Consider the following 20516-nt stretch of genomic DNA (forward strand, 5'->3'; position numbering starts at 1 on the left):
CTGTCAACCATCGGGGGAGATGCCATGCAGGATCCTGAGCCGTCAAGGGCGGATACCGACGTCCCGGCCGGGCGTGCGCCCGTGCGGGACGTGCTCGTGCTGAGGCTGCCGGCCGTCGCCGCCATCGCCTTCCTGCTCCTCGGCTTCGCGCTGCGCCACTTCGACGGCCGGCCCTACGTCGGCGAGGGGCTGATCACGGTCGGGCTGATCGCGGGGGCCATGGCCGTCGGAACCGCGGTCGGCGACCTCGCCTGGGTCTATGTGACGGCGGCCCGTAAGTGTTCCGGCGCGGACGACGGGGCCGCGGAGGACGGGCGTTAGGCGACCGGGGCGTGCCGGTCCGGCTCATACACTGGGGCGGCGCACGTGCGTTGAGGGTGACCGGGCGGGACGGGAGAGGACTGTGGCAGTCGACGTCGGGGGATTCCAGGACCCGCCCGCCGAGGTACTGATGGAGGCGGCCGCCGCCTTCGGACTGCTGGCCTCGTCCGCCCGACTGCACCTCATGTGGGCGCTGGCCCAGGGCGAGAGCGATGTCACCCGCCTCGCGGACCGGGTGGGCGGCGCCCTGCCCGCGGTCAGTCAGCACCTGACGAAGCTGAAGCTCGCCGGCCTCGTCCGCTCCCGCCGGGACGGCCGGCGGCAGATCTACTTCGTCGACGACCCCGATGTCGTGACCGTGGTGCGCCTGATGGTCGGCCAGCTCGCCGCACGCGCCGAGGCGGCCTCCGTGCCCGTGCGCGCGCTGCGCGGGACCGGTGGCTGAGACCTCCGCGACCGTGGCACCCGGCGCCGGGGCTTCCCGGGACGAGCCGGCGCCAGGGAGCGTCTCGGCTGAGCCGGGCGTGCCGACGTTGCTGGAGACCCTCCGGCGCCTGGACAGCGGCCCCCGCGGACTGACCGAGACCCAGGCCGAGGAGCGCCTGGACCGCTTCGGCGCGAACACGCTGCCCATGCAGCGCGACCCTTCCTGGCCCCGGCTCCTCGTCCGCGGTCTGCGCGATCCGTTCACCGCCGTACTGCTGTGCCTCGGCCTGGTGTCGGCCACCGTCACCTCCTGGGGAACCGCCTGCGTGATCCTTCTGCTGGTGGCGGTGAGCTGCGTCCTGCGCGCCACCGGCGAGCACCGCGCCGACCGGTCCATGGCCGCGCTGCGGGACCTGGTCGCCACCACCGCCACCGTCCTGCGCCGCCCCGGTGAGGAGGCCTCGCCCCGGGCGCGGGAGATACCCGTGGCCGAGCTGGTGCCCGGCGACGTGATCCGTCTCGGCCCCGGTGACGTGGTCCCGGCCGACGTACGGCTGCTGCGGGCGCAGGGCCTGACCGTGCACCAGGCCCCGCTGACCGGCGAGTCGGCTCCCGCGGCGAAGGACGCCGCCGACACGGTCCGGGCGGCAGGCGGCGGGGACTTCGACCGGCCCCAACTGTCTTTCCAGGGCAGCAGCATCGCCTCCGGCAGCGGTACGGCGGTCGTCCTGGCGACCGGTGCACGGACCCGGTTCGCCGCAGCCCACGGCGCGCTCGCCGCCCGGCGGCAGGCCGGCGCCTTCGACCGCTCGGTGCACGGGATCTCGTGGATCCTGATCCGGTTCATGCTGCTGACCCCGCCGCTGGTCCTCATGGTCAACGCCGCGCTGCGCGAGCGGGGCCCGGAGACCCTGCCGTTCGCCGTCGCGGTGGCCGTCGGGCTCACCCCCGAGATGCTCCCGGTGATCGTGACCACGTGCCTGGCACGCGGGGCGGCGCAGCTCGCCCGCGGCCACGGAGTGATCGTCAAGCGGCTGCCCGCGCTGCACGACCTGGGCGCCGTCGACGTGCTGTGCCTGGACAAGACCGGCACCCTCACCCAGGACCGGCCCACCGTCCACCGCGCCCTCGACCCGTACGGCCGCGACGATCCGGCGGTGCTGCGATGGGCCGCGGTGAACGCCTGGTGGACCCTCCAGCTCGTCGATCTGCCCGCGCCCGACGCCCTCGACGACGCACTCCTGGACGTCGCAGACGAGGACGACCCGGCGGCGTACGAGGGCGTGACGGCGATCCCCTTCGATGCGGTACGGCGCCTCGCCACCGCAGTCGTCCGCACGCCGGGGGCTCCGCTCGGCACGCACACCCTGGTCGTCAAGGGAGCCGTCGAGGCCGTACTGGATCGCTGCACGGCGACGGACGAGGAGCGCGCCCGGCTGCTCGCCCTCGCCGCCGTCCACGCCGACGACGGGCTGCGGGTGCTGGCGGTCGCCACGGCCGAACGCGTCAGCCGCATCCGGGACTTCACTCCGGCCGACGAACGCGGCCTCACCTTCCGCGGGTTCGTCACCCTGCGCGACGCCCTCGCGCCCACCGCCGCCGCGGCCCTGGAGGTCCTCGCCGACCGGGGCGTCACCGTCAGGATCCTCACCGGCGACCACCCGGGCACCGCGGTCCGCGCCTGCCGCGACCTGGGGATCACCGTGCCCGAGGACGGCGTCCTCACCGCCGACCGCATCGACGGCCTCACCGAGCCCGAGCTCGTCGAGGCCGCCGCCCGCACCGTCGTCTTCGCCCGCTGCGCCCCCGAGCACAAGGTCCGCATCGCCGCCGCCCTGCGCGCGGGCGGGCACACCGTCGGCTACCTCGGCGACGGCGTCAACGACCTGCCCGCGCTGCGCGCCGCCGATGTCGGCATCGCCCCGCGCGACGCCGTGCCGGTCGCCCGGGAGAGCGCGGACGTGGTGCTGGCCGAGAAGGACCTGACCGCGATCGGCCACGCCGTCGCGGCCGGCCGGCACGCGGGCGGCAACATCGCCGCGTACCTGCGCATCACCCTCTCCTCGAACCTCGGCAACGTGATCGCGATGCTCGGCGCCGGTCTGCTGCTGCCCTTCCTGCCGATGCTCCCCGCGCAGGTGCTGGCCCAGAACCTGTGCTTCGACGCCGCCCAGCTCGCCTTCGCATACGACCGGCCGCACCCGCGCGTGCTGCGCCGCCCGACCGTGCTGCGCCCCCGCGACCTGCTGCGCTTCATCACCGGTTTCGGTGCGCTCAACGCGGTCGCCGACCTGGCCACCTTCGGCGTACTGGCGCTCGCCCTGCGCGGCCCGGACGCCCTGGACGACGAGGCGGTGTTCCACTCCGGCTGGTTCAGCGAGAACCTGCTCACCCAGGCCGCCGTGATGCTCCTGCTGCGCGCCGGCCGCCACCGGACGCAGGGCCGGCTCCCGGGCCCGATCGGCTGGGCCGCCGCCGCGCTGACCGCCGTAGGCCTGCTGCTGCCGCTGTCCCCGCCGGGCGCGCTCCTCGGCCTGACCGCGCTGCCGCCGCTCTACTACCTGCTGCTGGCCGCCGTCCTCGGGCTGTATGCGGCCGGGCTGCCGGCCGTCGGGGCACGTGACGCACGGCTCGTCGCCGACCTGGAAAAACAGGCCTGAGGATCCGAACCGGAAGGCCCGTTCCGTCATCTTGTTCTACGGAATCTGCGGCGTCGGGCGTCCATGTCCGTACATCTCCTCGGGGTACGTACGGCGATCCCCAGGACGTCCTGTTGGCGGGGGACTTAGGGGGCACCTTTGCTCTGCGAGGAAAAGCTGTGCGAGGACGATCTGTTCCATGACGAGCCGTCCCGCGCGCCGGGCACTGGCGCGCGGGAGCGGCCGCCGGCGGTGTGGCGGCGGGCGGCGGGGTTCGTCTGGCGCACGGTGCGGGGGGAATGGCAGGGCATCGTCGTCGATCCGGTACGGCAACTGCGGGCCCGCGGGCTGCCCGCGCTGACCCTGGCGTTCATCGCCGCGTTCGGGGTGATCTTCTTCCACGCGGTGGCGCAGCGGCCGGCCGGTGCGGTGGTGGTACGGATGCTCGGCGGGGTCACCGCCGACCTGCCGTTGGGGCTGGCGCTGCTGCGCACTCCGGTTTCGCTGTATGTGCCGGCCCTGGATCTGCCGGTGTGGGCGGGGATCACCCAGCTGTTCCTCGCGTTCGCGCTGGCCGAGCTCGCCCTCGGCAGGGCCCGGACGCTGGCGGTCGCGTACGCGACCACGCTGGCCGGCACCCTGATGGTGCGGGTGATGATCGCGCTCGGGCCGGGCTGGTGGGGGCTGGGGCTGCCGCCCGAGATCGGGCACGTCCTCGACACCGGACCCTCGGCCGCCGTCGTGGGCCTGTTCACCTATCTCTCCGTCGTCCGGCGGGCACCCGTGCTGTTCATGCTCACCGGCGGGTCGATGGTGTGGGAGTCCGTCGCCGTACCGAACCTCGCCGGCCGCGAGCACCTCATAGCCATCGGCGTGGCGATCGTCATGGGCCTGCTCCACGTCCGGGGGCAGAGGTGGCCGAACGCCTCGGCCACCTCCGCCCGCCGCCGCCAACTGCTCCCCCGCCCGCAGGCGACCGCGCTGGCCCGGCAGCAGTACGCCGCGCACTCCGTACGGAAGCCGATGTACTGAGGGCGGGCGGCACGCCCTGCCCGCCGGCCTACGGGGCGGGCTCGGTCACGCGACCCGGCCCCCGAACGCCGCCGTGCCCGCTCGGCCCTTGGCTTGGTTCTCCGCGACGTACGGCCGCAGTTCGGCCTCGTACGCCGTGAACGCGCTCGTGTGGTCGCCGTTCGCCTCGGCCGGCCGCCGGGTCAGGACGCGCGCGCCGATCAGGGCCTGCGAGGTGCCCATGCCGCTGGTGGGCGCGGCGCAGTGGCCGCGTCGCCGACCAGGGCGATCCGGCCGTGCGACCAGGTGCCCAGCCGGACCTGGGCGGAGGAGGAGAAGTGGAAGTCGTCCGCCGCCGACATCGCCGCCGGCAGTCGCGGCGCCATCTCCCAGCCGTGTCCGGCGAACGCGTCCCGCACCGCCTGTTCCTGCTCCTCGCGCCCGAGCCGGTCCAGGGCGGGCGAGTCGGTCTCGAAGGAGAGGCCCACCGCCATCCGCTCCTTGCCGGCCGCGCTGAACGCGTAGACTGCCGTGCCCTTGCCCTGCTGCAGCAGACCGGTGTGGTCCAGGCCGAGGAAGTTGGCCGTGGTGAACCCGGTGCCGGACAGCCCCAGATGCCGCAGCGCGTCGGCGTGCGGACCGAAGGCGAGCTGCCGCACCTTCGAGTACAGCCCGTCCGCCCCGAGCACGAGGCCGAACTCGCGGGCCGCGCCGCGCTCGAACTCGACCCGCACGCCGGCGTCGTGCTGAGTGAGCGCGGCGATCGAGTCGTCGAACACGTACTCCACGTCGTCCGCGGTGATCCGGTGCAGGATCCGGGTCAACGCCTGCTTGGGGACCTCGAGTTCACCCGCGAACACATCGGCCGGTAACCGCCCGGTCCCGCCCCCGCCGCATCCAGGAGAGCGGTGCCGCGCATCTGTGTGTCGTGCCCGCGCACTTCGTCGAGGATGCCCATCTCGTCCAGTACGTCGAAGGCGGCGCCGCGGAAGTCCACGGCATACCCGCCGGCGCGGAGGTCCGGCGGCCCGCCCTATGACTTCACAGGATCACAGTCGCCTCCCTCTCCCCTCTAATGGAAATCAAGCCGACGGGGGAGTCGGAAGACGGCTGATCGAAGTGAGGGGTGGCCACGGTGCGGGCTTCCAGGTTCGTGTCCACGGTGGCGCTGTCGATGTGCGTGGCGACCATGGTCGGCGGCTGCGGCAAGGGCGACGACGCGGGGAAGCCGCGGTCCGTGCCACGGTCCACCAGGGCCCAGGACGATCTGCTGAAGAAGGCTCAGTCCGCGCTCGTCCAGCGCTGCCTGACGGACCGCAAGGTGGCGGTTCCGCCGACGCCGAGCGGGTCGGTGAAGTCGACCGCACAGGCTCGAGTCGGCGAAGGCGAGCGCCAGTTCCCGTACGGGATCGACGATCCGGCCTGGGCCGCCCGGCACGGCTTCGGCATCGCGGCGCAGGCCGGGCGCACACAGCGGACGGAGCAGGCACCGCAGCCGGACAAGAAGACCCTGGCGCAGCAACAGCGGCTGTCCGACGCGCTGTTCGGGACCGGACGCCGCGAACTGTCCACCCGGACCGCCACCGGACTCGTCGTCAAGGCCAACAGCGACGGCTGCCTCGCCGAAGCGCAGCGGGTCCTCTACGGCGACCAGGCGGCCTGGTTCCGCAGCGATGTCGCCGTGAACAACCTCGCCGCCGCCGCGCACCGGCGCGTGACTCAGGACCCGGCGTACCGGGCCGCCCTCGCCCGCTGGGCGCGCTGCATCGCGCCGGTGCACAAGGCCGAGGATCCCGCGGACCTGCGCGACGCATGGCGGCGCAGCGCCCGTGACCTCGAGCCGGGTCAGGCCGCCAAGCTGCAGAAGCGGTACGCCGTCGCGGAGGCGCGGTGCGTCCGGCGCACGGACCTGGCGGCCACCGGCGCCCGTCTGGAGAAGCGCAACAGTGCCGAACTGCGCGCCGAGTACGCCGACTTGATCGGCAGGCACCGGCAACTGCGCGAACACGGCCTGGAGTACGCCGTCCGGCACGGCATCTGAGACGTCCTCCGGGCGACTTCACCACCCTCGCAGCACCCGCTCGACCGCACCTTCGCTGCGAACACTCGACCTCACTCACCGCAATCACGCAACCGCAATGTGTTAGATACCGAAAGGAACCGCATCATGCGCAAGGCCTTCATCTCCGCCGCCGGCGTGCTCCTCGCCGCCGGAACCGCCCTGGCCGCCGTACCCGGCACCGCCCAGGCCGCAGCCACCTGTGCCTCCGGGAGCTTCTGCGCCTACACCGACGCCAACTTCGGTGGGCTGTCCGTGAGTTGGACCGGCGACGACGGCTGGTGGGAGAGCAACATCGCCGACGAGGACAGCTCCTGGGCCAACCACGGGATCTCGGGCCCGGGCATCAAGGACCACGTCAAGGTGTACGCCAGCGCCTGGCAGAGCGACGGCGTCACCATCTGCCTCGCCCCCGGACAGGAGGTCGGCTACAACGCGGCCGCCAACGACCGGGGCGACTCCCACATCTGGGCCACCGGCTGCTGAACTCGCCGAACGGGCCGGTTCACCATCCGCGATGGTGAACCGGCCTCGTGCGCGGTGCGGGCCCCTGCTCGTGGGGCGCGTCAGACGTCGAAGTACAGCTCGAACTCATGTGGATGCGGCCGCAGTTGCAGCGGAGCGATCTCGTTCGTCCGCTTGAGCTCGATCCATGTGTCGATCAGGTCCGGCGTGAAGACGTCCCCCTGCAGCAGGTACTCGTGGTCGGACTCCAGGGCGTCCAGGACGGAGGGGAGGTCGGTGGGGACCTGGGGGACGTTCGCGTGTTCCTCGGGGGCGAGTTCGTAGAGGTCCTTGTCGACCGGCTCGGGGGGTTCCGTCTTGTTCTTGATGCCGTCCAAGCCCGCCAAGAGCATGGCCGAGAACGCCAGGTACGGGTTGCAGGACGGGTCGGGGGCGCGGAACTCCAGGCGCTTGGCCTGCGGGTTGGCGCCCGTGATCGGGATGCGGATGCAGGCGGAGCGGTTGCGCTGGGAGTAGACGAGGTTGACCGGCGCCTCGAAGCCGGGGACCAGGCGGTGGTAGGAGTTCACCGTCGGGTTGGTGAAGGCGAGCAGCGACGGGGCGTGTTTGAGCAGGCCGCCGATGTAGTGGCGGGCCGATTCCGACAGGCCTGCGTAGCCGCCCTCGTCGTAGAAGAGCGGGCTGCCGCCCTGCCACAGGGACTGGTGGCAGTGCATGCCGGAGCCGTTGTCGCCGAAGATCGGTTTGGGCATGAAGGTGGCCGTCTTGCCGTTGCGCCAGGCGACGTTCTTGACGATGTACTTGTAGAGCTGCAGGTCGTCGGCGGCGTGCAGCAGGGTGTTGAACTTGTAGTTGATCTCTGCCTGGCCCGCGGTGCCGACCTCGTGGTGCTGCTTCTCCACCAGGATGTTGCACTTGATCAGTTCCAGGGTCATCTCGGCGCGCAGGTCCGCGAAGTGGTCGACCGGCGGGGCCGGGAAGTAGCCGCCCTTGTAGCGGACCTTGTATCCGCGGTTGTCCTCCAGTGCGCCGGTGTTCCAGGCGCCCGCCTCGGAGTCGATGTGGTAGAAGGCCTCGTTGGTCCTGGTCTCGAAGCGCGCGCTGTCGAAGACGTAGAACTCCGCCTCCGGGCCGAAGTACGCCGCGTCCGCGATCCCCGTCGACACCAGGTACGTCTCCGCCTTCTTCGCCACGTTGCGCGGGTCGCGGCTGTACTGCTCGCCGGTCACCGGGTCGTGGATGAAGAAGTTGACGATCAGCGTCGTGTCCTTGCGGAACGGGTCCAGGCGGGCCGTCGACAGATCGGCGCGCAGCGCCATGTCGGACTCGTGGATGGCCTGGAAACCGCGGATCGAGGAGCCGTCGAAGGCCAGCTCGTCGTCCGGGTCGAAGATCTCCACCGGCACGGTGAAGTGCTGCATGATGCCGGGCACATCGCAGAAGCGGACGTCCACGAACTTCACGTCCACGTCCGAGATGAACTTCCTGGCTTCCTCGGCGTTCTGGAACATCCGACTCACCCTTCAAGCCGCGGGGTGTCCACCTGCTGTGCACTGTAGGCACGGGGCGTGGGCCCGGGGAAGGCCGAAGGCCCCCTCAGGGCGGACAGCGGGAGTTTGACGACCGGGCCAAGGGGAGGCCTTCGGGCGGTGGTGTTCATGAAGGCCTGCCGTACAGAATCGGCGCGTGGACCGGGGGATCCTCGAACGTGAGCCCGAGCTGGCACGACTGGCCTCGGCCGCGCGTGAGGCGGCGGACGGGGCGGGGTCGGTGCTGCTCGTCTTCGGCGAGGCCGGCATCGGCAAGTCGAGCCTGGTCAGGGCCATGCCCGACCGGCTCCCGCTGCAGGCACGGGTGCTCGTCGGCCAGTGCGACGACCTCGCCACGCGGCGGCCGCTCGGCCCGTTCCGCGACCTCGTCGGCAGCGTCGGCGCCGAGCTGGCCCGCGCCGTCACCGAGGGCGGGGACCGGCATCGCGTCTACGAGGCCCTGCAGGGCGAACTGGCCGTGAGCCCGCACCCGGCGGTCCTCGTGATCGAGGACGTGCACTGGGCCGACGAGGCCTCCCTGGACGCCCTGCGCTTTCTCGTACGGCGGATGGAGCGGCTGCCCGCGCTGCTCGTGCTCACCTACCGCGACGACGAGCTGAGCCGCGGCCACCCCCTGCGCCACCTCCTGGGTCAGGTCTCCCGCGCGCCCCGTGTGCACCGCCTGCCCCTGGCCCGGCTGTCCCTCGACGCGGTCCGCACGCTCAGCGCGCCCGGTGGCCTCGACCCGGCGCAGGTGTACGAGGTGACATCGGGCAACCCCTTCTTCGTCAGCGAGGTGGTGGCCGCGGGCGGCACCGGGGGAGTGCCCCCGACGGTCGTCGACGCCGTCCTCGCCCGGCTGCGGGGGCTCGATCCCGCGACCGTGGACGCTTTGGAGCAGCTCGCCGTCGTCTCCTCCGCGGTCGAACGCTCCCTGGTCGACGAGCTGTTGATCAAAGGTGTGGCCGTCCTCGCGGAAGCCGAGCAGCGCGGGCTGCTGGCCGTGGCCCCGGAGCGGGTGGCGTTCCGGCACGAGCTGATCCGGCGCGCGGTCGCCGACTCCGTGCCCGCCGCCCGCCGTATCGACCTCAACCGCAACGTCCTCGCGGCGCTCGTCGCCCGGCCCGGCTCGGACGCCGCCCGCATCGTCCACCACGCCGCCCAGGCCGGCGACCGGGACGCCATCGCCCGGTACGGCCCCGACGCGGCCCGCGACGCCTCAGGAGCCGGCGCCCACCGCGAGGCCGCCGCCCAGCTCCGCCTCGTTCTGCACCAACGGCACCGCTACAGCCCGCCCGAACTCGCCGACCTGCTCGAACGCTACGCGGTGGAGAGCTACACGATCGCCGACTCGGCGGCGGCCGTCACCGCCCAGCGCGAGGCGGTCTCCCTGCGCCGCTCGCTCGGCGACACCCTCGCCCTCGGCGGCGACCTGCGCTGGCTGTCCCGTATCCACTGGTGGGCCGGCGACGCCGACGAGGCGCAGGCCGCCGCCCGAGAGGCCGTCGCCGTACTGGAACACGCCGGCGACGACCGGCTGCTGGCGCTCGCCGTCAGCAACATCGCCCAGCTGCGGATGCTCTCCGACCGCTATCCCGAGGCCGTCGAGCACGCCGAGCGGGCCATCGTCCTGGCCCGCAAGACGGACGACGCGGCGATCCTCTCGCACGCCCTCAACAACCAGGGCACGGCCCGCTGGCGGGGCGGAGACCCCGGCGGGCGGCACCAGCTGGAGGAGAGTCTCGAGGTCGCCCTCGAGGCCGGCGAGGTCGAGCACGCCTGCCGCGCCTACGCCAATCTCATCTGGACCCTGCTCGACAATCTGCAGTACGCGGAGGCCGACCGCTTCCTGCCCCCGGCCATGGACCTCGCCGACCGCGCCGAACACCTCGGGTTCCTCACCTATCTCCACGTCGAGCTGGCCATCCGCCGGCTCGCCGCCGCCGACTGGGAGGACGCCGAGCGGCACGCCGAGTTCGGCATCCACGACTTCCTGCCCGCGCGCTGCCCGGCGCTGACCGTCCTGGCCCGCATCCGCACCCGCTGCGGCCGGCCCGGCGCCGGTGAACTCCTCGCCGAGGCCCGGGAGATCGCCATACGGACCCGGGAACTCCAGCGCACCGGCCCCGTCGCCGCCGCCCTCGCGGAGGCGGCCTGGCTGCGCGGCGACCATGCCGCCGTGATCGAAGCCGTCGCCCCGCTCCACGCCCAGGCCCGCCACCTGGCCGGCGTCCCCTACCGCGCCGAGCTCGGCTACTGGCTCACCAAGGCCGGGCAGCCCGTCCCGGCCGATGACGACTCCGGGCATCCGTACGCGCTGCAGGCCCGCGGCCAGTGGCGGCGCGCCGCGGCCCTGTGGCACACCGCGGGCTGCCCCTACGAATACGCCGCCGCGCTCGCCGAGAGCCCGGAACCCGCCGACAAGCTCACCGCCCTGTCCAAGCTCGACGCGCTGGGCGCCGAACCCCTGGCCCGGCTGGTCCGCGCCGAGCTTCGCGGGCTCGGCGTGCGGCACATCCCGCGCGGCCCGCTCGCCGCCACCCGCGGCAACCCGGCCGGCCTCACCGAACGGCAGCTGCAGGTCATGCGGCTGCTCGCCCAGGGCCTGACCAACTCCGAGATCGCCGCCCGGCTCGTCGTGTCCGTCCGCACCGTCGACAACCACGTACGCGCCGTCCTCGACAAGCTGGACGCGCCCACCCGGCGCCACGCCGCCGTCCGCGCGGCGGAGCTCGGACTGCTCGCGGACCGCGAAACGTAGGTACCCCGCGAGCCCGAGCTAGGTGACACCCACGGATACCCGCTCCCGCGCTACCCGAGTAGAACGTACCAATCGACCCGACTCCGAAAAAACGGGGGATATCCGTATGTCCAGCACAGTCGCGCAGGCCGCACGCCGTGAACTGGCCGACTTCTCCGGAGAGCTGATCGGCCCCGAGGACTCCGGCTACCAACAGGCCCGCGCCGTCTACAACGCGATGATCGACCGCCGCCCCGCACTCGTCGCACGCTGCGCCGACGCGGACGCCGTCGCCCGCGTGATCGGCTTCGCCCGCGCCCACGACCTGCCCCTCGCCGTCCGCGGCGGCGGCCACCACGGGGCCGGGCTCGGCACCGTCGACGGGGGCGTGGTGGCCGACCTGTCACCCATGAAGGACATCCAAGTCGACCCCGCGGCCCGCACCGTCCAGGTGAGCGGCGGCTGCGTCTGGGGCGAGGTGGACCGCGCCACCAACCCGCACGGCCTCGCCACCCCCAGCGGCATCGTCTCCACCACCGGCGTCGGCGGCCTCACCCTCGGCGGCGGACTCGGCCACCTCACCCGCAAGTGCGGTCTGAGCATCGACAACATCCTGGCCGCCGACGTCGTCCTGGCCGACGGACAGCAGGTGCGCGCCAGCGCCGACGAGAACACCGACCTGTTCTGGGCGATCCGCGGCGGCGGCGGCAACTTCGGCGTCGTCACCTCGTTCCGCTTCCGGCTGCACGAGGTCGGCACCGTGGTCGGCGGACCGACCTTCTGGCCCGTCGAGATCAGCGCCGACGTCCTCAGCGCCTACCGGGACTTCCTCCCGAACGCACCCCGCGACCTCAACGCCTTCTTCCTGTACGGCACCGTCCCGCCGGCCCCGCCGTTCCCCGAGGACATCCAGATGCGCAAGACGGCTGGCGTCGTCTGGTGCTACGCGGGCAGCGACCCCGAGGCGGCCGCACGCGAGATGGCCCCGCTGCTCGACGCCCTCCCGACGCCGATGCTGCACTTCACCGCACCGATGCCCCACCCCGACCTGCAGTCCATGTTCGACGGGCTCTACCCGCCCGGCCACCAGTGGTACTGGCGCGCCGACTTCGTCAACGAGATTCCCGACGAGGCCGTCCAGCTCCACGCCAAGTTCGGCGCCGAGGTCCCGACCATGCAGTCGACCATGCACCTGTACCCGATCGACGGCGCCGCCCACGACGTCGGCCCCGACGAGACCCCCTGGGCCTACCGCGGCGCCCAGTGGTCCTCCGTCTACGCCGGCGTCGACCCCGACCCGGCCAACGCCGAACTGATCAGGCGCTGGACCGTCGACTACTTCGACGCCCTGCACCCGTACTCGGCCGGCGGCGCCTACGTGAACATGATGATGGACGAGGGCCAGGACCGCGTCCGGGCCAGCTACCGCGGCAACTACGACCGCCTGGCCCGCATCAAGGCCGACCGCGACCCGGACAACGTCTTCCGCCTCAACCAGAACATCCGCCCCAGCTGAGCAGGTTGGCTCACCGGGCGGCCATGAACGGCGGTGCCCCGGGCGGGGGACGGGGCACCGCCGGGCTCCCCTCACCAGGTGTCCACGAACGGCCGGTGCCCAGGCTCGGGCACGGGGCACCGCTCCAACGCCGAAAGGATCCAGGCCCGCGACCCGGCCGGGTCGATGACCGCGTCGATCTCCAGCGCGGCCGCCGCGTTGACCGCCTTCCCGCGCTCGTACAACTCGGCGACCCGCTCCTCGAAGACGCGCGCACGCTCGGCCGGGTCCGCGATCGCCTCCAGCTCCTTGCGATAGCCCAGCCGGACCGCGCCCTCGAGGCCCATGCCCCCGAACTCCCCACTGGGCCAGGCCGCCGTGGCCAGCGGAGCCCGGGTCGAGCCGCCCATCATGGCCATCGCACCGATCCCGTACGCCTTGCGCAGCACCAGGCTCACCACCGGCACCCGCAGGTTGGCGCCGACCACGAAGAGCCGCGCGAAGTGCCGTACGGTCGCGGTGCGTTCGGCGTCCGGGCCGACCATGAACCCCGGGGTGTCGCACAGCGAGACGACCGGCAGCCCGAAGGCGTCGCACAACTGCAGGAACCGCGCCGCCTTGTCGGCCGCGTCCCGGTCGATCGCCCCGCCCAGATGCGCCGGATTGCTCGCCAGCAGCCCCAGCGGCCGCCCCTCGATCCGCACGAGACAGGTCAGCACGCCCACCCCGAACTCCGGCCGCAGCTCCAGCACCGAGCCGGTGTCCGCCAGCCCGCTGATCGCCGCCCGCACGTCGTACGCCCGCCGCCGGTTCTCGGGGACCACCTGCCGCAGCAGCCGCTGATCGGGCGCCTCCCAACTCCCTTGTGCTCCTTGGAAGTACGACAGGTACTGCCGCGCCACCCGCACGGCCTCCGCCTCGTCGGCGACCGCGACGTCCACGACGCCGTTGGGCACCTGCACCGACAGCGGCCCCACCTCCTCGGGCCGGTACACGCCGAGCCCGCCGCCCTCGATCATCGCGGGTCCGCCCATCCCGATCGTCGCGTCGGGCGTGGCGATCACCACGTCGCAGACGCCGAGCAGCGCCGCGTTGCCCGCGAAACACCGCCCCGAGACGACGCCGACCAGCGGCACCAGGCCGCTCAGCCGCCCCATCCGCTGGAAGGTGGTCACGTCCAGACCCGACACGGCCGTGGTGTCCGTGTCCCCGGGCCGGCCGCCGCCGCCCTCCGCGAACAGCACCACGGGCAGCCGCCGTTCCTCGGCGAGCTCCAGCATCCGGTCGGTCTTGCGGTGCCCCTGCAGTCCCTGGGTGCCGGCCAGGACCGTGTAGTCGTACGACATCACGGCGCAGGGCCGGCCGTTGGTGTGCCCGGTGCCGGTGACGATGCCGTCCGCCGGTGTCGAGCGGATCAGGTCGTCCAGGGAGCGGCGGCTGCGCTGGGCGGCGATCGCGAGCGCACCGAACTCGGTGAAGGTGCCCGCGTCACAGAGGTCCTCGATGTTCTCGCGGGCGGTGCGCCTGCCGAGGGCATGCCGCTTCGCGACCGCCTCCGGCCGGTTCTCGTCCAGCCCGAAGGAGTGCCGGTGCACGACCTCGGCGAGGTCGGGACGCACGGCGTCCGGATCGACCCGCGCCTCGACGAGCCCGTCCTCGCCGCCGCCGGTCACCTCGTCCAGGGCGGCCAACGGGGCGCCTCCACCGACCGTTTCACCCACCCGCACGTGCAGCAGCCGTACCACTCCGGAGCCGGGAGCCCGCACCACGTGCTCCATCTTCATCGCCTCCAGCACCAGCAACTGCTGTCCGGCACGCACCGGTTCACCGGGGGAGACGTCGACGGAGACGACGGTGCCGCTGAGAGGCGCGACGACCGTGCCGTCCGGGGAATCCTCCTGGGGAGCGACGTGGGCCCGGGCCAGCTCCGCCACCACACCCGTGTGCGCCCAGAAGCGCGGCCGGGCCAGCACCTCCCGCAGCAGCGGAATCCCGGTCCGCACCCCTTCCACGGCGAACTCGCCCAACGCCCGCCGCGCCCGCGCACACGCCGCCTCCGCCTCGCCCGCCGGGACGTGCGCGACCACCTTCGCGAGCAACGGGTCGTAGCGGACGCCGACTTCGGCCCCCGTACGGATCGCCGTGTCGACCCGCACGCCCGGTCCGGACGGCAGGTCGAAGCGCGTGATCCGCCCCGCCCCCTCGGCGCTGACCCGGGCCTGCACGGCGAACCCGCGCGGCGGAGCGGGCGGCCCCGACAGCCCCAGTCCCTCCAGCGTGGCCCCGGCCGCCAACCGCAGTTGTACGGCGACCAGGTCGACGCCCGTCACCTCCTCGGTGACCGTGTGCTCCACCTGCAGTCGGGGATTGGCCTCGATGAACCAGAACTCCTCGCCCCGCAGCATGAATTCGAAGGTCACCAGGCTCGAACACCCGGCGGCACGGCCCATCCGCAACGCGGCGTCGAGGATCATCTCCCTCGTCTCCTCGGGGAGTTCCGGCGCGGGCGCGATCTCGATCACCTTCTGGTGGCGGCGCTGGGCACTGCAGTCCCGGTCCCACAGATGCGTGACGGCCCCGGTCGCGTCCCCGACGACCTGGACCTCGATGTGCCGGGCGCCCTCCAGCAGCCGCTCCGCGTACAACTCGCCGCGCCCGAAGCCCTGTTGCGCCTCCGAAGCGCACCGCTCCCAGGCCTCGTCCAGCTCCGCGGCCCGCCGCACGACCCGCATCCCGCGCCCGCCGCCCCCGCCGACCGCCTTGATCATCACGGGTCCGGCGGCCAGCAACTCCCGTGCCCCGTCCGGTCCGTCGGCCCCGGCGAGCACGGGAACCCCCGCCTCGACGGCGAACTCACGGGCCCGAGCCTTGTCCCCGAAGACCGCCAGCACCTCGGGCGTGGGCCCCACGAAGGTGACTCCGGCCGCCAGGCAGCGGCGCGCGAAGTCTGCGTCCTCGCTGAGAAAGCCGTACCCGGGGTGCAGGAAGTCGCATCCGGTGCTCCGCGCGGCCGCGAGCAGCGCGTCGCCGTCGCGATAGTCGCCCAACTGCACGGCCTCGTCGGCCAGTCGGACATGCGCGTCGTCACCCTCGACGTACACCGCGACCGAGCGCAGCCCGATCTCCGACGCGGCCCGCAGGAGGCGTACGGCGATCTCCCCGCGGTTGGCGACCAGTACGGCGGCAGAACCCATCGAAGCCCTCCAAGGACGCGGACGTCATCGACCGGCCCCGCCATGCTCATTGACATTGACGTCAACGTCAATACGCTCCGAGTGTGGCACGCACACAGAAGGCCTGGGCGGTCCGCACCGCCCGCGACCGCACCGAGGCCCCGGTCCGCGCCCGGCTCCTGGACGCCGCCGAGGCCGTCTTCGCACGGCTGGGACTCGGCCCGGCCACCGTCGCCGACATCACCGCCGAGGCCGAGGTCTCGCGGGCGGGCTTCTATGTGTACTTCGCCTCCAAGGAGGAGATCTTCGGCGTTCTCGCGGTCCGCGTACGGGACGCGTTCCTCGCCGCGCAGGAGGTGCCCGGCGTCGACACGGACGACGCACACGCCGTCGCGGAGGCGTCCGTCGGCGCGTTCATCGCCGCCTACGCCCGACACCAGCCGCTGCTCGGCCTGTTGGAGCAGCAGGCCCGCACCGACCCGGACATGGCGCACCTGTGGGACGAGATCCGCGAACGGCCCGTCCACCGCCACGCCCGCTACATCCGCCGCCTCGCCGACCGCGGCCGGGCCGCCCCCGTCGCCGAACCACTGGCCCTGGCCCGCGCGGTGGGCGGCATGTGCGTCGAGTCCGCCCGCCGGGTCGCCGCGCACCCCGACGCGTACAACGACGCCGTACGCGATGTGACCGCCATGTACCTGCACCTACTCGGAGCCGCACCGAATCGTCAGGAGTAGCCGCACCATGACGTCAACGCCAAGCACCGACGCCTACCTTGCCGACCTGCGCGCCCGCTGGGCGAAGTCGCGACGGCGGGTGGGGCAGCCGGACACCGTGACACACCGCGCCGGGACGCGGACGGTGCCGGGATATGTACGGCACTGGGCGCGGGAGACGCCCGACAAGGCCGCGTTCGTCGCCCACAGCCAGTCGCTCTCCTACCGCGAGCTCGACGACGCCGTGGACCGGTTGGCGGGCTGGCTGGAGGGCCGCGGTGTGCGCGCCGGGGACCGGGTGGCCGTCCATCTGCCCAACAGCGTGTTCTTCGCCGTCGCGTTCCTGGCGATCCTGCGGCTCGGAGCGGTGCACGTGCCGGTCAACCCGATGTTCAAGGCGGCGGAGGTGCGGCACGAAATCGAGGACTCCGGCGCCGAGTCGGTGCTGTCCTTCGAGCCGCTGCGGGACGTGCTCGCCGAGGCGCTCGAAGGTACGCCGGCTCGTGCGGTACTGCTGGAGGACGAGTGGGCAGGCATCATGAAGCACCGGCCCCTGGCGGCCCCGGCCGAGGACCTCGACGCGCTCGCCGCCCTCAACTACACCGGCGGCACCACCGGACTGCCCAAGGGCGTCGAGCACACCCAGCGCCACATGGTCTACACGGCGACCGCCATCCAGAACGGCATGCCCGGCGCCGAGGACGGCATCGTCTCCCTGTGCTACCTGCCCGTCTTCTGGATCGCGGGCGAGAACCTCGGCATCCTCGCCCCACTGGTCTCCGGCGGCACCAGCGTGCTGCTCACCCGCTGGGAGCCGGCCGCTGTCCTCGAGGCGATCGAGACGCACGGGGTGACCACCCTGGCCGGAACCGTCGAGAACTACCTCGAGCTCCTCGACCACCCCGACTTCCCGCACCGCGACCTGAGCAGCCTCACCGCCCCGCTCGCCATCTCCTTCATCCGCAAGCTCACGCCCGAGGTGCGCGCCCGCTGGCGGCAGGCCACCGGCGGCACCCTGCGCGAGGCCTCGTACGGCATGACCGAGACCCACACCAGCGACACCAACACCCTCGGCTTCCAGGACGGCGACCACGATCTGCTCGGCGACCCCGTGTTCTGCGGACTGCCCGTACCCGGAACCGAGTGCATGGTCGTCGACTTCACCACCGGCGAGCCGCTGCCGCTGGGCGAACCCGGCGAGATCGTCGTCCAGGGCCCCTCGGTCCTCACCCGCTACTGGCGTGCGCCGGAGGCCACCGCCCGCGCGCTGCGTGACGGCTGGCTGCACACCGGGGACATCGGCAGCCTCGACGAGGACGGCTGTCTGCGCTATCTCGGCCGCAACAAGGACATGATCAAGGTGAAGGGGATGAGCGTGTTCCCCACCGAGGTCGAGACCCTGCTCGGACGGCATCCCGAGGTGCTCGCGGCAGCCGTCGTCGCCGTCGAGGACGCGGACAGTGGTCAACTGCCGTACGCCTTCGTGCGGACCGTACCCGGCTCGGGGCTGACCGCCGACGCACTGCGCGTCTGGGCGAAGGGGGCGATGGCGACGTACAAGGTGCCGCTGGTCGAGATCGTCCCCGAGCTTCCGCTCACCCCGACCGGGAAGATCAGGAAGACGGAGCTGAGCGCACGAGCCAGTCGTACGCACCCCGTGCCGTGAACTGCGCACTCATTTCCGTGCCGCGCGACCGATCGACTCGACCAGCGGCAGCAGCCGCTGCGGCACGCGCTCGCGCAGGGCCACCTCGGTGCGGGTGCGGACGACGCCCGGCAGGCTGATGAGTTTCTGGATCACGTCCTCGAGATGGGCGTTGTCGCGTGCCACGACCCGGGTCAGCAGATCGCCGCCGCCCGTGATCGAGAATGCTTCGACGATCTCCGGCACGGCGGCCAGCGCGTCCCCCACGTCGTCCAGATGCCCCTGGGTGACCTCGATGTGCACGAACGCGAGCACCGGGTGGCCGAGTGCGGCGGGGGAGAGCGTCGGGCCCGTGCCGGTGATCACGCCGTCCCGTTCCAGGCGGTCGAGGCGGGCCTGCAGGGTGCCGCGGGCGACAGCGAGGATGCGGGCGTACTCGCGCACGCTCGTGCGCGGCTGCTCCATCAGCAGCCGCAGGATGCGGGTGTCGAGCTCGTCCACGGCCATGGTGCGCGGTCCCTCCTCGTATGTGGTCCGTTGGCCCGTCGATGGACGAGCCGGAACCGATATGTCTGTGCCAATGGCCCAGCATATTCGAGGCCGCTTGAGCCAGTCGCCGCGATGATGCTCCAATGAAGCGGTCGATGGCGCTGCGGACTCCGCGGCGCCTTTTTCATGCCGTTGTCTATATGCCGTTGTCCAAGGGGGCGGGAAGCAGTGCTGAAGAGGGTGTTCATGGCTCCGGATCCGGGCCGGGTCCGGCTGCGCTTCGCGGCGCGGGCCGTGCTCGGCATCGGGCTCGCGGTCGTCGTCTGCGGCCTGGCCGGACTCTCCCTCGTCGGCACCGTCACCGGCGGGCTCGCCGCGCTGCTCGCGCTGTTCACCGTCACCGACGCCACCGTCCGCGGGCAGGCCCTCACCACCGCGCTGCTGCCGGCCGTCGGCCTGCCGGTGCTGGCCGCCGCGGCCGAGCTGCACGACCATCCCGTGGCCCGCGACCTCACCTTCCTCGCCGTGATCGGCGCGGGCGTGTACGCGCGCCGGTGGGGCCCGCGCGGGCACAGCCTCGGCGTGTTCGCGTTCATGACCTTCTTCGTGGCGCAGTTCCTGCACGCCACCACCGCTCAACTGCCCGAGCTGTACGCCGCCGTGGTCCTGTCGCTGCTCGCCGCGTCGGCGGTGCGTTTCGGTGTGTGGTGCTACGAGAGCCGGCAGCCCCCGGCACCGGTGCCCGCCCCGGCGGCCGGTGCCGGACTCGCCCGCGTGACCACGCGCCAGGCGGTGCAGGCGACGGCCGGCGCGGGCTTCGCCCTCGTCGTGGGCCAGCTGGTGTCCGGGCAGCGCTGGTACTGGGCCGTCGGCGCCACCTGGTGGATCTTCGTCAACACCGCCTCGCGCGGCGAGACCCTGGTCCGCGGCTTCCGCCGGGTCCTCGGCACGGTGATCGGCATCGGTCTCGGCCTGCTGATCGCCGTGCCGGTGCACGGGGCGGCCCTGCCCACCGCCGTACTCCTCGCCGCCTGCGTCTTCGGCATCTTCTACACGGCCGCCGTCTCGTACACCTGGATGATGCTCTGGGTGACACTCCTGGCCGAGCTCCTCTACGGCCTGCTGGGCGTGCTGGACCCGGGCCTGCTCGCCCTGCGCCTCGCGGAGACCGGGGTCGGCGCGCTCGGCGCCGCGCTCGCCGTGCTCCTCCTCCTGCCGGTCACCACCCACACCACCACCGATGCCTGGATCCAGCGCGCCCTGCGGTGCGTGCACGCCTGCACGGCGGAGGCCGCCGCCCGGCTCGCGGGCGCCGCGGACGCCGACCCGGCACCGCGCGTCGCGGAACTGGAACAGCTCCTGGGGCGCGTACGGCTGTCCGTCGCGCCCCTGGTGCACCCCCTCAACCCGATGCTCGGCCGCAAGCGCCGTGCCCGCCGGGTCCTCGCCCTGCTCGACGACTGCGCTCATGAGATCCGCGGCCTGGCCGGCGTCGCCGCCGACCCGGAGGCCTCCCACGACGCCCGCCTGGCCGCGGCCTGCTGGCGGGTGGAGGCGGCGGTCGAGGCACTCACCGGAGGCGACCGCGCCCACGTCACCGTGGCCGCCGAGTCCCCCGTCACGGAACCCGCGCTGGCCCACCTCCACGGCCTGGAACGGGCCCTCGCGGAACTGGCCGTCCCGCTGCGGACCCGGCCCGGCTCGCCGCTCGTCGGCGCGTGAAGGCACATTTATGGGCCATCTATAGGGTGGATCAGGCCACCGTGCGGGTAACTCCGCCGCTATCGGACGCCCGACCCCCGAGGGCC

Annotated in this window: 16 protein-coding genes; 11 read left to right on the forward strand and 5 right to left on the reverse strand. The window is 72.8% G+C overall.

Annotated elements, in window-relative coordinates; translation table 11 throughout:
* Nucleotides 1–24 precede the first annotated feature (24 nt).
* The 4 genes from ABZ880_RS18010 to ABZ880_RS18025 all read left to right on the forward strand — a co-directional run bounded on the left by ABZ880_RS18010 (nt 25) and on the right by ABZ880_RS18025 (nt 4418).
* Nucleotides 25–321, forward strand: coding sequence for a hypothetical protein (locus ABZ880_RS18010; RefSeq protein ID WP_361263298.1), 297 nt, complete (start codon nt 25–27; stop codon nt 319–321).
* 130 nt (nt 322–451) lie between these two features.
* Nucleotides 452–766 carry a metalloregulator ArsR/SmtB family transcription factor gene (locus tag ABZ880_RS18015; protein WP_361263496.1) on the forward strand — a complete coding sequence of 105 codons (315 nt, stop codon included), beginning with the start codon at nt 452–454 and terminating at the stop codon, nt 764–766.
* 79 nt (nt 767–845) lie between these two features.
* Nucleotides 846–3407, forward strand: a complete 2562-nt coding sequence (gene mgtA / locus ABZ880_RS18020; protein ID WP_361263301.1) for a magnesium-translocating P-type ATPase — start codon at nt 846–848, stop codon at nt 3405–3407.
* Nucleotides 3408–3638: 231 nt separating this feature from the next.
* Nucleotides 3639–4418 (forward strand): hypothetical protein, encoded by a 780-nt coding sequence (locus tag ABZ880_RS18025; RefSeq protein ID WP_361263499.1) that lies wholly within the window; start codon nt 3639–3641, stop codon nt 4416–4418.
* A 45-nt stretch (nt 4419–4463) separates the two neighbouring features.
* Here the strand turns inward: ABZ880_RS18025 and ABZ880_RS18030 are convergent, their stop codons facing one another.
* On the reverse strand, nt 4464–4640 hold the full coding sequence (locus tag ABZ880_RS18030) for a hypothetical protein (protein WP_361263304.1): 177 nt from the start codon (nt 4638–4640) through the stop codon (nt 4464–4466).
* Nucleotides 4619–5257, reverse strand: a complete 639-nt coding sequence (locus ABZ880_RS18035) for a hypothetical protein (protein WP_361263307.1) — start codon at nt 5255–5257, stop codon at nt 4619–4621. Before ABZ880_RS18035 ends, ABZ880_RS18030 begins: the two co-directional genes overlap by 22 nt.
* A gap of 275 nt (nt 5258–5532) precedes the next feature.
* On the opposite strand from ABZ880_RS18035, the gene ABZ880_RS18040 reads away from it, so the two are divergent.
* Entirely contained in the window at nt 5533–6438 is a 906-nt protein-coding gene (locus tag ABZ880_RS18040; RefSeq protein WP_361263309.1) for a hypothetical protein, read from the forward strand.
* 126 nt (nt 6439–6564) lie between these two features.
* Nucleotides 6565–6942, forward strand: a complete 378-nt coding sequence (locus tag ABZ880_RS18045; protein WP_361263312.1) for a peptidase inhibitor family I36 protein — start codon at nt 6565–6567, stop codon at nt 6940–6942.
* Nucleotides 6943–7022: 80 nt separating this feature from the next.
* Here the strand turns inward: ABZ880_RS18045 and glnA are convergent, their stop codons facing one another.
* The gene (gene glnA, locus ABZ880_RS18050) at nt 7023–8432 is read right to left on the reverse strand and encodes a type I glutamate--ammonia ligase (protein ID WP_361263315.1); all 1410 of its coding nucleotides are present in this window, start codon (nt 8430–8432) and stop codon (nt 7023–7025) included.
* Between the two features lie 175 nt (nt 8433–8607).
* Here glnA and ABZ880_RS18055 point away from each other — a divergent pair, with 175 nt between their 5' ends.
* Both ABZ880_RS18055 and ABZ880_RS18060 read left to right on the forward strand, forming a co-directional pair.
* Nucleotides 8608–11211 (forward strand): AAA family ATPase, encoded by a 2604-nt coding sequence (locus ABZ880_RS18055; RefSeq protein ID WP_361263318.1) that lies wholly within the window; start codon nt 8608–8610, stop codon nt 11209–11211.
* A 106-nt stretch (nt 11212–11317) separates the two neighbouring features.
* The gene (locus ABZ880_RS18060) at nt 11318–12706 is read left to right on the forward strand and encodes an FAD-binding oxidoreductase (protein WP_361263321.1); all 1389 of its coding nucleotides are present in this window, start codon (nt 11318–11320) and stop codon (nt 12704–12706) included.
* A 71-nt stretch (nt 12707–12777) separates the two neighbouring features.
* Here the strand turns inward: ABZ880_RS18060 and ABZ880_RS18065 are convergent, their stop codons facing one another.
* Nucleotides 12778–15879 (reverse strand): carboxyl transferase domain-containing protein, encoded by a 3102-nt coding sequence (locus ABZ880_RS18065; protein WP_361263323.1) that lies wholly within the window; start codon nt 15877–15879, stop codon nt 12778–12780.
* 83 nt (nt 15880–15962) lie between these two features.
* Between ABZ880_RS18065 and ABZ880_RS18070 the strand changes: the two genes are divergently transcribed.
* Nucleotides 15963–16595 (forward strand): TetR family transcriptional regulator, encoded by a 633-nt coding sequence (locus tag ABZ880_RS18070; RefSeq protein ID WP_361263326.1) that lies wholly within the window; start codon nt 15963–15965, stop codon nt 16593–16595.
* A gap of 7 nt (nt 16596–16602) precedes the next feature.
* Entirely contained in the window at nt 16603–18240 is a 1638-nt protein-coding gene (locus ABZ880_RS18075) for an AMP-binding protein (RefSeq protein ID WP_361263329.1), read from the forward strand.
* Nucleotides 18241–18249: 9 nt separating this feature from the next.
* Here ABZ880_RS18075 and ABZ880_RS18080 read toward each other — a convergent pair whose 3' ends face one another.
* Nucleotides 18250–18726, reverse strand: coding sequence for an Lrp/AsnC family transcriptional regulator (locus ABZ880_RS18080; protein WP_361263331.1), 477 nt, complete (start codon nt 18724–18726; stop codon nt 18250–18252).
* A gap of 210 nt (nt 18727–18936) precedes the next feature.
* On the opposite strand from ABZ880_RS18080, the gene ABZ880_RS18085 reads away from it, so the two are divergent.
* Nucleotides 18937–20430, forward strand: a complete 1494-nt coding sequence (locus ABZ880_RS18085; protein ID WP_361263334.1) for an FUSC family protein — start codon at nt 18937–18939, stop codon at nt 20428–20430.
* Nucleotides 20431–20516: the final 86 nt, after the last annotated feature.

The sequence above is a fragment of the Streptomyces sp. NPDC047043 genome (assembly GCF_040644055.1).
Lineage (GTDB): Bacteria > Actinomycetota > Actinomycetes > Streptomycetales > Streptomycetaceae > Streptomyces.

What these genes read in the sequence shown, in the direction of transcription:
- ABZ880_RS18080 (WP_361263331.1), bottom strand. Translation starts at nt 18,726, where the DNA reads ATGGCCGTGGACGAGCTCGACACCCGCATCCTGCGGCTGCTGATGGAG.
- ABZ880_RS18060 (WP_361263321.1), top strand. Translation starts at nt 11,318, where the DNA reads ATGTCCAGCACAGTCGCGCAGGCCGCACGCCGTGAACTGGCCGACTTC.
- ABZ880_RS18030 (WP_361263304.1), bottom strand. Translation starts at nt 4,640, where the DNA reads ATGGGCACCTCGCAGGCCCTGATCGGCGCGCGCGTCCTGACCCGGCGG.
- glnA (WP_361263315.1), bottom strand. Translation starts at nt 8,432, where the DNA reads ATGTTCCAGAACGCCGAGGAAGCCAGGAAGTTCATCTCGGACGTGGAC.
- ABZ880_RS18010 (WP_361263298.1), top strand. Translation starts at nt 25, where the DNA reads ATGCAGGATCCTGAGCCGTCAAGGGCGGATACCGACGTCCCGGCCGGG.
- ABZ880_RS18065 (WP_361263323.1), bottom strand. Translation starts at nt 15,879, where the DNA reads ATGGGTTCTGCCGCCGTACTGGTCGCCAACCGCGGGGAGATCGCCGTA.
- ABZ880_RS18015 (WP_361263496.1), top strand. Translation starts at nt 452, where the DNA reads ATGGAGGCGGCCGCCGCCTTCGGACTGCTGGCCTCGTCCGCCCGACTG.
- ABZ880_RS18045 (WP_361263312.1), top strand. Translation starts at nt 6,565, where the DNA reads ATGCGCAAGGCCTTCATCTCCGCCGCCGGCGTGCTCCTCGCCGCCGGA.
- ABZ880_RS18075 (WP_361263329.1), top strand. Translation starts at nt 16,603, where the DNA reads ATGACGTCAACGCCAAGCACCGACGCCTACCTTGCCGACCTGCGCGCC.